12 protein-coding genes are annotated in these 11,812 nt (G+C 74.9%); 5 read left to right on the forward strand and 7 right to left on the reverse strand.

Features of this window, described 5'->3' with window-relative positions:
- A partial coding sequence (locus RIF68_RS12435) for a YihY/virulence factor BrkB family protein (RefSeq protein ID WP_309051263.1) occupies positions 1–793 on the reverse strand: 793 nt, incomplete at its 3' end.
- Positions 794–979: 186 nt separating this feature from the next.
- On the opposite strand from RIF68_RS12435, the gene RIF68_RS12440 reads away from it, so the two are divergent.
- Both RIF68_RS12440 and RIF68_RS12445 read left to right on the forward strand, forming a co-directional pair.
- Positions 980–2,377, forward strand: a complete 1,398-nt coding sequence (locus tag RIF68_RS12440; RefSeq protein WP_309051264.1) for an FAD-binding oxidoreductase — start codon at positions 980–982, stop codon at positions 2,375–2,377.
- Between the two features lie 60 nt (positions 2,378–2,437).
- Entirely contained in the window at positions 2,438–3,181 is a 744-nt protein-coding gene (locus tag RIF68_RS12445) for an SDR family NAD(P)-dependent oxidoreductase (RefSeq protein ID WP_309051265.1), read from the forward strand.
- Between the two features lie 153 nt (positions 3,182–3,334).
- On the opposite strand, the gene RIF68_RS12450 is transcribed toward RIF68_RS12445, so the two are convergent.
- Both RIF68_RS12450 and trpS read right to left on the reverse strand, forming a co-directional pair.
- Complete coding sequence (locus RIF68_RS12450) at positions 3,335–3,928, reverse strand: 2'-5' RNA ligase family protein (protein ID WP_309051266.1); 594 nt, start codon at positions 3,926–3,928, stop codon at positions 3,335–3,337.
- Between the two features lie 94 nt (positions 3,929–4,022).
- The gene (gene trpS / locus RIF68_RS12455; RefSeq protein WP_309051267.1) at positions 4,023–5,036 is read right to left on the reverse strand and encodes a tryptophan--tRNA ligase; all 1,014 of its coding nucleotides are present in this window, start codon (positions 5,034–5,036) and stop codon (positions 4,023–4,025) included.
- A gap of 273 nt (positions 5,037–5,309) precedes the next feature.
- Here trpS and rocD point away from each other — a divergent pair, with 273 nt between their 5' ends.
- Positions 5,310–6,521, forward strand: a complete 1,212-nt coding sequence (gene rocD / locus RIF68_RS12460; protein ID WP_309051268.1) for an ornithine--oxo-acid transaminase — start codon at positions 5,310–5,312, stop codon at positions 6,519–6,521.
- A 75-nt stretch (positions 6,522–6,596) separates the two neighbouring features.
- Here the strand turns inward: rocD and RIF68_RS12465 are convergent, their stop codons facing one another.
- From RIF68_RS12465 to RIF68_RS12475, 3 genes are all read right to left on the reverse strand, one after another.
- A complete protein-coding gene (locus tag RIF68_RS12465; RefSeq protein WP_309051269.1) occupies positions 6,597–7,781 on the reverse strand; it encodes a glutathionylspermidine synthase family protein in 1,185 nt (394 codons plus the stop codon).
- A 14-nt stretch (positions 7,782–7,795) separates the two neighbouring features.
- Positions 7,796–8,089, reverse strand: coding sequence for a hypothetical protein (locus RIF68_RS12470; RefSeq protein WP_309051270.1), 294 nt, complete (start codon positions 8,087–8,089; stop codon positions 7,796–7,798).
- A gap of 153 nt (positions 8,090–8,242) precedes the next feature.
- Positions 8,243–9,709: a PLP-dependent aminotransferase family protein gene (locus RIF68_RS12475; protein ID WP_309051271.1), complete on the reverse strand. Its 1,467-nt coding sequence runs from the start codon at positions 9,707–9,709 to the stop codon at positions 8,243–8,245.
- 47 nt (positions 9,710–9,756) lie between these two features.
- On the opposite strand from RIF68_RS12475, the gene RIF68_RS12480 reads away from it, so the two are divergent.
- On the forward strand, positions 9,757–10,287 hold the full coding sequence (locus tag RIF68_RS12480) for a carboxymuconolactone decarboxylase family protein (RefSeq protein ID WP_375165692.1): 531 nt from the start codon (positions 9,757–9,759) through the stop codon (positions 10,285–10,287).
- Entirely contained in the window at positions 10,284–11,060 is a 777-nt protein-coding gene (locus RIF68_RS12485) for an isocitrate lyase/phosphoenolpyruvate mutase family protein (protein WP_309051272.1), read from the forward strand. The genes RIF68_RS12480 and RIF68_RS12485 overlap by 4 nt, the downstream gene beginning before the upstream one ends.
- Positions 11,061–11,075: 15 nt before the next feature.
- Here the strand turns inward: RIF68_RS12485 and RIF68_RS12490 are convergent.
- Positions 11,076–11,812, reverse strand: a 737-nt coding sequence (locus tag RIF68_RS12490; protein ID WP_309051273.1) for a serine/arginine repetitive matrix protein 2, incomplete at its 5' end; no start/stop codon positions are given.

The raw sequence follows: 11,812 nt of genomic DNA on the forward strand, positions 1-11,812 counted from the left end.
TCATCCAGAGCATCAGGGCGACCGGGACGCCGAAGGCCCCGTACATGGACTTCGCCGCGACTCCCTTCATGTAGCCGCCGAGCAGCAGCTTCAGGAGTTCGAAGCCGACGGCGCCGATGAGCGCGGCCACGACGAGGTCACGGCGGTCCGGCTCCACGCCGGGCAGCAGGGTCAGGACGTAGAGCAGGATCAGGAAGTTCGCGACCACGGCGACGAGCACGGCGGCGGCGTGGAGGAGGACGCCGCCCGCGCCGCCGCCGGGGATGCCGAGCCGGTCGGCGGTCCAGCCGACGGCGGCGGAGCCGAGCCAGGAGGCGGCGAGCGAGCCGAGGACGACGCCGCCGAGGCCGAGGAGGGTGACCGTGTCCTTGCCCTTGCGGACGATCGGGTTGCCCTCGTCGACGTCGTCGAGGCCCCAGACGGCGCGCAGGCAGTCCCGCATGGAGCCGATCCAGCCGATGCCGGTGAAGAGGAGGAGGGCGCCGGCGACGATGCCGACGGTGCCGGCGTTGGCGACGAGCGCCTCGATGTCGAGCTGGTCGGAGATGCCGGGGACCTGCTCGCCGATCTTCCGCTGGATGCGGTCGAGCTGGTCGTCGGTGAGGAGCGAGGCACCGATCGCGGCACCGACGGTGATCAGCGGGAAGAGGGCGAGGAAGGAGAGGAAGGTGATGGCGGCGGCCAGCCGGGTCCAGTGGGCCCGGTCGAGGGTCTCGTACGAGTGCCAGGCGTGGGTCCGCATGAGGCGGGTGATCCAGGGGCCGATGACGGGGAGTCCGGTCAGCCAGTCCATGTCGTACGCGCTCCTCGTTCCGTCGGTGGGACGACGGTACGAGACTCCCGCGCCACCGCTCACGGACCCTGACCGGCGTGGCTGCGGCGGAGGCCGTGGGGTGGGTCACGGCGGCCCGGCCGACATCCCGCACACCCGGGGCGCAATACCGGCACAAGTGAGAGATCCGGCTATACGGTCACCTCCATGGCTGTGGAGACCCGCGTCCTGGACGACGACTGCGTACCGATCAGCGGGTGGGCCCGCACCTCCCCCACCCTCGCGCGCGTGCGGCGGCCCCGCGGCTCGGCCGAGGTGGCGGCCGCCCTGCGCGCCGGGGATCCGCGCGGCGCGCTCGCCCGGGGGCTCGGCCGGGCGTACGGCGACGCCGCCCAGAACGCGGGCGGCACCGTGCTGGACATGACCGGCCTCACCCGGATCCTCGCCTTCGACGCCGCCGCCGGGCTCGTCGTGTGCGAGGCCGGGGTCAGCCTGCACCGGCTGATGACGGCCCTGCTGCCGCGCGGCTTCTTCCTGCCCGTCACCCCGGCCACCCGGTACGTCACCGCCGGCGGGGCCGTCGCCACCGACGTCCACGGCGGCAACCACCCGGGGGCGGGGTCCTTCGCCCGGCACGTCGTCGCGCTCGACCTGCTCACGCCCGACGGGGAGGTCCGGACGGCGGTGCCCGGCACGCCCCTCTTCGACGCGACCACCGGGGGCCTCGGGCTGACCGGGATCGTCCTCACGGTCACCCTGCGCCTCCTCCGCGTCGAGACCTCGCTGCTGAGCGTGGACACCGAGCGCGTGCGCGACCTGGACGAGCTGATGGCCCGGCTCGCCGGACCGCCGCCCCGCCGGGACGCCGACGGCGCCCCGCCCCCGTACGAGATCGCCCGCATCGACCCGCTCGCCCGGGGCGCCGCCATGGGCCGGTCCGTCCTGGTCCGCGCCCGGCACGCCCCGTACGAGGCGCTGCCCCGCCGGCACCGGGCCCGCCGTGCCCCCCTCGCCTTCCGGCCCGTACGGCTGCCCGCGCCGCCGCCGTACGTCCCCGGCGGCCCGCTCGGCCGGACGGTCCTGGGGCTCGCGGGCGAGTTCCGGCACCGCGCCGGGCCCCGCCGCTCCACCGGCCGCCTCCGGCCGCTGTCCGCCGTCCTGCACCCGTTCGACGCGCTCCCGCACGGGAACCGGCTGTACGGGCCCGAGGGCTTCGTCCCGTACCGCTGCGCCGTCCCGTACGGGCAGGAGGAGGCCCTGTGCCGGATCGTGCGGCGGATCGCGGCCCGCCGGTTCCCCGCGCTCCCGGCCGTCCTGACCAGGTTCGGGGAGGCGGGGCCCGGCTGGCTCTCCTACCCGCTGCCCGGCTGGTCGCTGGGGCTGGACCTGCCGACCGGCCTCCCGGGGCTCGCGGCCTTCCTCGACGCGCTCGACGAGGAGGTTCTCGGCGCGGGCGGCCGGGTGCAGCTCGCCGCCGACTCGCGGGTACGGCCGGATGCGGTGGCGGCCATGTTTCCGCGGCTCGCCGATTTCCGCGCCCTGCGCGCCGCGCTCGACCCCGGGGCCGTCCTCCGCTCCGACCTGTCCCGCCGTCTCGCCCTCTAGGGGGTGTACCGCCGCTCCCTGATCCGGCCTGATCGACAAGACACCCCCTAGGAGTTCACCGTGAAGGACGCCTTCGGCGCTCCGCAGTCCCTGCTCGTGCTCGGCGGCACGTCCGCGATCGGGCTCGCGACGGCCCGGCGGCTGATCGCCCGCAGGACCCGTACGGTCCTGCTCGCCGGCCGTCCCTCCCCCGCGCTGTCGGCGGCGGCCGCTTCGCTGCGGCCGCTGGGCGCGCAGGTGCGGACCGTGCCGTTCGACGCGCTCGACACCGCCTCGCACGAGGAGCGGCTGGGGGCGGTCTTCGCGGCGGGGGACGTGGACCTGGTGCTGCTGGCCTTCGGGGTCCTCGGTGACCAGGCGCGGGACGAGTCCGATCCGGCGGCCGCCGTGCGCGTGGCGCAGACGAACTACACGGGCGCCGTCTCGGCCGGCCTGGTGTGCGCGGGCGCGCTGCAGGCGCAGGGGCACGGTTCGCTGGTGGTGCTGTCCTCGGTGGCGGCGGAGCGGGCGCGCCGGGCCGATTTCATCTACGGCTCGTCGAAGGCGGGGCTCGACGTGTTCGCGCAGGGGCTCGGGGACGCGCTGTACGGGACGGGGGTGCACGTGATGGTGGTGCGGCCTGGGCCCGTGCGGGGCGGGCGGGCGGCGGAGCCGTTCGCGACCACGCCGGAGGCGGTCGCGGGGGCGATCGAGCTGGGTCTGCGGCGGCGCTCGGAGACGGTGTGGGTGCCGGGGGCGCTGCGGGTGGTGGGCTCGGCGCTGCGGCACGTGCCGCGGCCGCTGTTCCGGCGCCTGCCGGTGTGAGGGGCGCGGGCGGCGCCCCCGGGGGGATGCCGTGTCGATCAGGCCGGATCAGGGAGCGGCGTCCGGTGCTCGGGGTCTCCCCGGGCCCGCAGGGCCGACGACGACGCGCGTGCCGGGCGTCGCGGGCCCGGCACGATCCGGAGGACCCGGCGCCTAGGTGTGGGTGGGCGCCGGGGAGTCGAGCGGGCTGCCGCCCTGGGCCGGGACGGCCGGGGCGGGGCGGCCGTTGCCGAACTCGTAGTCCTGCAGCTTGCGCCACACGCCGTCCGTGCCCTGCTCGTACAGGGCGAAGGAACAGCAGGTCCAGGCGGCCTCGTACCCGGCGAGTTCCGCGTACGCCCGGTCCATCCCCGCCTCGGAGATGCCGTGGGCGACGGTGACGTGCGGGTGGTACGGGAACTGGAGCTCGCGGACGAGCGGCCCGGCCTCGTCCCGGATCAGCTGCTGGAGCTGGTCGCAGGCGCCGGCGCCCTCGACGAGCCGGACGAAGACGACCGGGGAGAGCGGGCGGAAGGTGCCGGTGCCCCCGAGGCGCACGGTGAACGGCCGGCAGCCGGCGGCGACGCCCGCGAGGTGCGCCCCGATCTCCGGCAGCCGGTCCTGCGTGACCTCCGTGGGCGGGACGAGCGTGACGTGGGTGGGAATGGCGTGCGCGGCGGGATCCCCGAAGCCCGCGCGCCGCTCCTGGAGCAGGCTGCCGTAGGGCTCCGGGACCGCGATCGAAACGCCGAGCGTTACGGTCCCCACGTCGTTCTCCTCCGTCATCCGTCGCGTCGTGTGCGGTGGTGGTGCCGCCGCCAGTGTGCGGCCTCCACCACCCTTGTGGCCAGGGTCCCCGGACTCAGTGCTTGGCGGGCAGGAAGCCCAGCCGGTCGTAGGCCTGGGCCAGCGTCTCCGCGGCGACGGCGCGCGCCTTCTCCGCGCCCTTGGCCAGGACCGAGTCCAGCGTCTCCGGGTCGTCCAGGTATTCCTGGGTGCGGGAGCGGAAGGGCGTGACGAAGTCCACCATCACCTCGGCGAGGTCGGTCTTCAGCGCCCCGTACATCTTGCCCTCGTAGCTCTTCTCCAGGTCGGCGATCGACGTCCCGGTGAGGGTGGACATGATGCCGAGGAGGTTGGAGACGCCGGCCTTGTTCTCCGGGTCGAAGCGGATGACCGTGTCGGTGTCGGTGACGGCGCTCCTGACCTTCTTCGCGGTGACCTTCGGGTCGTCCAGGAGGTTGATGAGGCCCTTGGGCGTGGAGGCCGACTTGCTCATCTTGACCGCCGGGTCCTGGAGGTCGTAGATCTTCGCCGTCTCCTTGAGGATGTACGGCTGCGGGATCGTGAAGGTCTGGCCGAAGCGGCCGTTGAAGCGCTCGGCGAGGTCGCGGGTGAGCTCGATGTGCTGGCGCTGGTCCTCGCCGACCGGGACCTGGTGGGCCTGGTAGAGGAGGATGTCCGCGACCTGGAGGATCGGGTAGGTGAAGAGGCCGACGGTGGCGCGGTCGGCGCCCTGCTTGGCGGACTTGTCCTTGAACTGGGTCATGCGGGAGGCCTCGCCGAAGCCGGTGAGGCAGTTCATGACCCAGCCGAGCTGGGCGTGCTCGGGGACGTGGCTCTGGACGAAGAGGGTGCAGCGCTCCGGGTCGAGGCCGGCGGCGAGGAGCTGGGCGACGGCGAGCCGGGTGTTGGCCCGGAGCTCGGCGGGGTCCTGCGGAACCGTGATCGCGTGGAGGTCGACGACCATGTAGAAGGCGTCGTGGGTCTCCTGGAGGGCGACCCACTGGCGGACGGCGCCGAGGTAGTTGCCGAGGTGGAACGAGCCTGCGGTGGGCTGGATTCCGGAGAGCACACGGGGACTGTCAGAGGCCATGCACATCATTCTCTCAGGTGTGGGACCCGGTCCCGTTCGGCCGGTGCGGTGCGGCCTGTCCTCCCGGCGGCGTCGGCGGGGGATGAGACGAGGAACACATTCCGGGAACGGGGCGCGCACGGCTCCTCCGAGGTCGTCCGCCCGTGCGCCGGTGGCGCGCGTGTTCGCCGGGGAGCGGGCGCGCCGTCACCGGAGGTTTCTTCGTCCGGCGCGCGACCGACGATATGAAGGGGGCCACACCACTCCCCGTGCCGCAGGACGAACGGAGATCCCGTGTCGAGGACGCAGAACGCGATCGCTTCCGCGGAGGCGCACAGCGCTCACAACTACCACCCCCTTCCGGTCGTCGTCGCCTCGGCGGACGGCGCCTGGATGACCGATGTCGAGGGCCGCCGCTACCTCGACATGCTCGCCGGCTACTCGGCGCTGAACTTCGGGCACGGCAACCCCCGGCTGATCGGGGCGGCGAAGGCGCAGCTGGACCGGGTGACGCTCACCTCGCGGGCCTTCCACCACGACCGGTTCGCGGAGTTCTGCGCGAGCCTGGCCGAGCTGTGCGGCAAGGAGGCGGTGCTGCCGATGAACACGGGCGCGGAGGCGGTGGAGACGGCCGTGAAGACCGCGCGCAAGTGGGGGTACGAGGTGAAGGGCGTGCCGGACGGGCACGCGAAGATCGTCGTGGCGGCGAACAACTTCCACGGCCGGACGACGACGATCGTCAGCTTCTCGACGGACCACGAGGCGCGGGACCACTTCGGCCCGTACACGCCGGGCTTCGAGATCGTGCCGTACGGGGACCTGACGGCGCTGGAGGCGGCGGTCACCGAGAACACGGTGGCGGTGCTCCTGGAGCCGATCCAGGGCGAGGCCGGGGTGCTGGTGCCGCCGGCGGGCTATCTGCGCGGGGTGCGCGAGCTGACCGCCCGGCGGAACGTGCTCTTCATGGCGGACGAGATCCAGTCGGGTCTGGGCCGCACCGGGAGGACGTTCGCCTGCGAGCACGAGGGCGTGGTGCCGGACGTGTACATCCTGGGGAAGGCGCTGGGCGGCGGTGTGGTGCCGGTGTCGGCGGTGGTCGCGGACCGTTCGGTGCTCGGCGTGTTCCGGCCGGGTGAGCACGGGTCGACCTTCGGCGGGAACCCGCTGGCCTGCGCGGTGGCCCTGGAGGTGATCGCCCTGCTGCGGACGGGCGAGTACCAGGAGCGGGCGGCCGAGCTGGGCGAGCACCTCCACGCGGAGCTGGGGCTGCTCGTGGGCGGGGGCGCGGTCCAGGCGGTGCGCGGGCGGGGGCTGTGGGCGGGGGTGGACATCGTGCCGTCCCGGGGCACGGGCCGGGAGATCTCCGAGCGGCTGATGGAGCGGGGCGTGCTCGTGAAGGACACGCACGGTTCGACGATCCGACTCGCGCCCCCGCTGGTGATCTCGAAGGAGGACCTGGACTGGGGCCTGGAGCAGCTGCGCGCGGTGCTGGCCGGCGGTTCCTGACCGTCCCCGCCGTCCCTGACCGTTCGCGGGCGTTCGCGGACGGTCCGGGTCGGGAGCGGCCGGTTCCGCCGCCCGTCAGAGGATGACGTGCGGCAGGAAGCGGGCGTACTCGTCGGTGACGAGCCCCGCCGACTCGCGGATGCCGAGCCCCGCCGCCTCGTTCTCGACCACCCACGCGCCCAGCACCACCCGGTTGCCGTCGAAGTCGGGCAGCGGGGCCAGCTCCTGGTAGCAGCACGGCTCGTCGCGTACGACGGGCTCGGCGCCGGCCTCGTGCAGGGTGACGCCCGCGCCCTCACGGCCGAGGAGCGGCTTGGCGGCCCAGCCGGTGGTCGCGGCGAGCTCGCGCGGACCGTCGAGGTAGGCGGCCAGCAGGTTCGGGTGGCCCGGGTTGAGCTCCCACAGGATCGCGAGGAGCGCCTTGTTGGAGAGGAGCATCTTCCACGCGGGCTCGATCCAGCAGGTGGTGCCGGTGCCGCCGCCGTTGTCGAGGGTGTCGAGGACGTACGGGCCGAAGCGGTCGGTGGTCAGCCACTCCCACGGGTAGAGCTTGAAGCAGCTGCGGATGAACCGCAGCCGGTCGTCCACGAAGCGGCGGGAGAGCCGGTCCCAGCCGATCCGCTCGACGGAGAGCGCCTCGGTGGCGAGCCCGGCCTGCTGGGCGGTCTCGCGCAGGTACGCGACCGTCATCAGGTCCTCGCCGAGCTCGTCGCCGTCGGAGTGGGCGAAGTGCACGGGGCCGGGCGGCAGCAGGTGCGCCTGCCGCTTCCAGGCGTCGACGAGCCGTTCGTGGAGCGAGTTCCACTGGTCGGCGCCGGGGAACCGCTCCTCCATCCAGAACCACTGGGGGCTGGCCGCCTCCACCAGGGAGGTGGGGGTGTCGGCGTTGTACTCCAGCATCTTCGCCGGGCCGCCCCGGCCGTCGTAGCGCAGGTCGAACCGGCCGTACAGGGACGGCAGTTCGGACCGGCGGCGCCAGGACTCGGCGACGCGGGACGCGACCCTCGGATCGGTGATGCCGAGCTCGGCGAACCGGTCCTTCTCGACGATGTGCGCCGCCGCCTCGAGGCAGAGCGCGTGCAGTTCCTCGACGACCTCCTCCAGCGCCTCCACCTCGGGCAGGGAGAAGCTGTAGTAGGCGCTCTCGTCCCAGTAGGGGCGCAGCGAACCGTCCGGGTAGCGGGTCAGGGGGTAGACGACCCCCTGCTCCTCCACGATCCGCTGCCAGTCGGGCCGGGGGTCGATGGTGTGCCGTTCCATGGGCCGGGCCCTCCTCAGCCGCCGCCGGAGCCCGAGCAGCCGAAACCGCCGGTGTCGACGGCCTTCTTGTCGAAGCTGCCCCCGCTCACCGTGCGGTCGCGGACGGAGCCGCCGTAGTAGTACTGGCCGCGGGCGGTGCTGCCGCTGCCGTCGTCGTCCTTGCCGCTCCGGCACTCGTACGAGGGCAGTTCCTCGCGCGTCAGCGGGTCCACGCACCGCCGGTCCGGTTCGGAACCGCACGCGGTGATCGTCGCCGCGAGCACACCCATCCCGCCGAGCACCACCGTGCTCGACCTCAGCCTCCGCATGTCCGTCGCCCTCCCCTTCGCGGTCGCGACCGTCGCGACCGCACAGTGTAGGCCGGTGCTTTCCGGCCGCACGCCACGGAGTGGTTCCGTCCCGGACGACATGGTCCGGTACGGGCGGCCGGGGCCGGGTCCCGGTGCCGGGAAGGCGAGCCGTCACGGTGCCGGCGGGACGGGGGCCGGGCCCGGGTCCTGCGGCAGGATCCGGCAGAGGGCCCGCAACGCGGCCTGCCAGCCGCTGTCCGGCGGGGTGGCGTAGCCGACGACGAGGCCGTCCAGGACGGGCGCGACGGAGGGGCGCCGGAACCGGTCGACCCCCTGGACGGCCAGCCCCTGCCAGGCGGCGGCGCGCAGCACCTCCTGTTCGGTGCCCGGCGGCAGGGCGAGGACGGCGTGCAGACCGGCCGCGATGCCCCCGACCCGGGTGTGCGGCGCGTGGGCCGCGACCGCCTCCACGAGCTGGTCCCGGCGCCGCCGGTAGCGCAGCCGCATGGCACGCACGTGCCGGTCGTACGCCCCCGAGCGCAGGAACTCCGCGAAGGCGAGCTGGTCGGTCGCGCTGGACACCCAGTCCACCGCTCCCTTCTCGGCCACCACGGCGTCGAGCAGCCGCTCGGGCAGCACCATCCACGCCAGTCGCAGCCCCGGCGCCAGGGACTTGCTGGCGGTGCCCAGGTAGACGACCCGCTCGGGGTCGAGCTGCTGAAGGGCGCCCACGGGCTGGCGGTCGTAGCGGAACTCGCCGTCGTAGTCGTCCTCCAGGACGACGCCGCCCGTGGCGCGCGCCCAGTCGACGACGGCGGCCCGCCGGTCGGGCGGCAGCGCCCCGCCCAGGGGGAACTGGTGGGCGGCCGTCATCAGGACGGCGCCGGCCGCGCGGAAGGCCGGGTCGTCCGTCAGGGACTCCACGCGCGTGCCGCGCGCGTCGTGGGGCAGCGCCGGGGTCGCGAGGCCGGCGCGCGTGAGGAGGTCGGCGTGGAGCCCCAGCCCGTACGACTCCACCGCCGCCGCCCGGACGCCCCCGGCCCGCAGCACCTGGCCGATGAGGGTCAGCCCGTGGACGAACCCGGCGCAGATCACGATCCGTTCGGGGCGGGCGTGCACGCCCCGGGCGCGGGCGAGGTACTCGGCGAGGACGGTGCGCAGCTCGGCGCGCCCGCGCGGATCCCCGTACCCGAAGGCCTCGTTGGGGGCGGCGGTCAGGGCGCGCCGGTAGGCCTTGAGCCATTCGGCGCGGGGGAAGGAGGCGAGGTCGGGGGTGCCGGCCTTGAGGTTGTGCAGGGGCCGGTCCGGGCGGGCGGGGCGCCGCGACGGCCGGGCGGCCGGGGCGGTGGAGGGCGGGGCCGGGGGCCGGGGCGCGGTGCGGGGGGCGACGCGGGTGCCGGAGCCCTGCCGGGCGGTGAGCCAGCCCTCGGCGACCAGTTCGGCGTACGCGTCGGCGACGGTGTTCCGGGCGATGCCGAGATCGGCGGCGAGGGACCGGGAGGACGGCAGCCGGGTGCCCGCCTCCAGGCGACCGCTGCGGACCGCCTCCCGCAGGGCGTCCATGAGGCCGGCCCGCAGCCGGGTGCCGCGCAGTTCCAGGTGGAGGTCGGCCCCGAAAGTGGCCCGGTCGTTCGCCATGGAAATGGACCATACCCGTGCGCCATCCCGCCCGTACGGTGAAGGGCATGACGACCACGACGGACACACGGCAGGGGCCCGGCGGCGCGACCACGGCGACCGGGCACGTCCACGAGCACACGCCCCGGATGGCCTTCGCCGAGCTGGTCCCGGACTTCTACCGGGCGATGCTCCGCCTGGAGGCGGCGGCCGCGAAGGACCTCGACCCCACCCTCCACCACCTGGTCAAGATCCGGGCCTCGCAGATCAACCGCTGCGCCTTCTGCATCGACATGCACAGCAAGGACGCGCTCGCGGAGGGCGAGACCGTCGAGCGGATCGTCCAGCTCTCCGCCTGGGAGGAGTCCCGGCACTTCTACACCGGGCGGGAGCTCGCCGCCCTCGCCCTGACCGAGGCCGTCACCGTCCTCACCGAGGGGTTCGTGCCGGACGCGGTGTACGAGGAGGCGGCGCGGCACTTCGAGGAGACGGAGCTGGCCCGGCTCCTCGCCGGCATCATCGCCATCAACGCCTGGAACCGGATCGGCGTCACCACCCGCATGGTCGCCGGCCACTACACCCCGCGCGCCGCCTCATGACGCCGGCGGCCGCCGCCGGGACCGGAGCGGCGGAGCGGGCGCGGCGCCTGCGGGAGCTGCACCGGGGCCGGCGCGCGCACGACCCCCTCGTCCTGCCGGGCCCGTGGGACGCGGCGAGCGCCCGCGCCTTCGAGACGGCGGGCTTCCCGGCCCTGGCCACGCCGAGCGCCGGGATCGCCGCCTCCCTCGGATACGAGGACGGGGCGACGCCGCCCGGCGAGATGTTCGCGGCCGTGACCCGGATCGTCCGCTCCGTCTCCGTACCCGTCACGGCGGACCTGGAGGGCGGGTACGGCCTCCCGGCGGCGGAACTGGTCGAGCGGGTGCGGGAGTCCGGTGCCGTCGGCGTCAACCTGGAGGACACCGACCGGGCGACCGGCGGCCTCAAGGACGCGGGGGAGCACGCGGAGTGGCTGGCGCGGGTGCGGGACGCGGCGGGCCCGGACCTGTTCGTCAACGCGCGGGTCGACGCCTATCTCCGGGGAGGCCCGGACCCGGCCGGGGAGGCCCTCGTCCGTGCCCGCCTCTACGCGGCGGCGGGCGCCGACGGCGTGTACCCCATCGGGGCCCCGCCCGCCGACCTGCCGGCCCTGCGCGGCACCGTCGGGAACCTGTCCCTCAACGCCCTGGCCGTCCCGGGCGGCCCGTCCTTCGCCGAGCTCGGCCGCCTCGGCGCCGACCGCGTCACCTTCGGCGCCGCCCTGCTGCGCCGCGCGGTCGGCGGTCTCGCGGACCTGGCGGCGGAACTCCGGGCGGGGCACCTCACGGGCTGAGGGCCCCGCGCCGGGTCAGGACGTGCCGGGCCGGAAGAACTCCAGGGCGACGCGCAGGTGCTCGCGCTGCCGGGGCCAGTCGGTCTCCGGCCCCGCGGCCAGGACCGCGTAGTGGGTGCCGTCCGGGGCCGTGAAGGCCCGGTCGACGACCTTGCGGCGGGTGCCGTCCTCGCGGTCGTAGGCGTACACCAGCTCGGCGGCGTCCGCCGGGGCGTCCGGTTCGCCGCCGACCCGGCGGAGGCCGATCTCCTCGTAGCCCGGCTTGTTGGCGCGGCCGTCGGCGGAGACCCCGCTCAGGGCCTCGTACGGCGTCAGGCCGGGCTCCCGGATCACGAAGACCTGCAGGAGGCTCCGTCCGTCGGGGGCGTTGTAGAAGACGCCCTGATCGGACTCGGTGCGGTCCCAGCCCTCGGGGACCGCGATCGTGAAGCCGCCGGTGTCGTCGACGGTCCGGTAGCCGGCCGGGGGCGCGGTCCCGGTCGGGGTCGTCGTCGGTGTGGGGGCCGAGGACGGCTCCAGGGGCGGGTCCGTGGACGGCTCCGGCTCGGCGGTCACCGGTGCGGAGACGGAGGCCGGCGGCTCGCCGGCCACGGGTTCCGCGCCGTCACCGCCGAGGAACAGCCGGCTCCCGACGACGCCCGCCACCAGGACCGCGGCGACGGCTCCGGCCACGGCCACCGCGCGCCGGGGCACCCGCCCGAGCAGCCGCGAGGCCGTCCACGCGGGCGACCCGGCGTGCTCCCACCGCCCGC

Source organism: Streptomyces sp. (assembly GCF_031178505.1).
GTDB classification, from domain to species: Bacteria; Actinomycetota; Actinomycetes; order Streptomycetales; family Streptomycetaceae; genus Streptomyces; species Streptomyces gulbargensis.

Excerpts from the sequence above, each read along its gene's own strand:
- RIF68_RS12440 (WP_309051264.1), top strand. The coding sequence starts at position 980 with ATGGCTGTGGAGACCCGCGTCCTGGACGACGACTGCGTACCGATCAGC.
- trpS (WP_309051267.1), bottom strand. The coding sequence starts at position 5,036 with ATGGCCTCTGACAGTCCCCGTGTGCTCTCCGGAATCCAGCCCACCGCA.
- RIF68_RS12465 (WP_309051269.1), bottom strand. The coding sequence starts at position 7,781 with ATGGAACGGCACACCATCGACCCCCGGCCCGACTGGCAGCGGATCGTG.
- RIF68_RS12470 (WP_309051270.1), bottom strand. The coding sequence starts at position 8,089 with ATGCGGAGGCTGAGGTCGAGCACGGTGGTGCTCGGCGGGATGGGTGTG.
- RIF68_RS12475 (WP_309051271.1), bottom strand. The coding sequence starts at position 9,709 with ATGGCGAACGACCGGGCCACTTTCGGGGCCGACCTCCACCTGGAACTG.
- RIF68_RS12480 (WP_375165692.1), top strand. The coding sequence starts at position 9,757 with ATGACGACCACGACGGACACACGGCAGGGGCCCGGCGGCGCGACCACG.
- RIF68_RS12485 (WP_309051272.1), top strand. The coding sequence starts at position 10,284 with ATGACGCCGGCGGCCGCCGCCGGGACCGGAGCGGCGGAGCGGGCGCGG.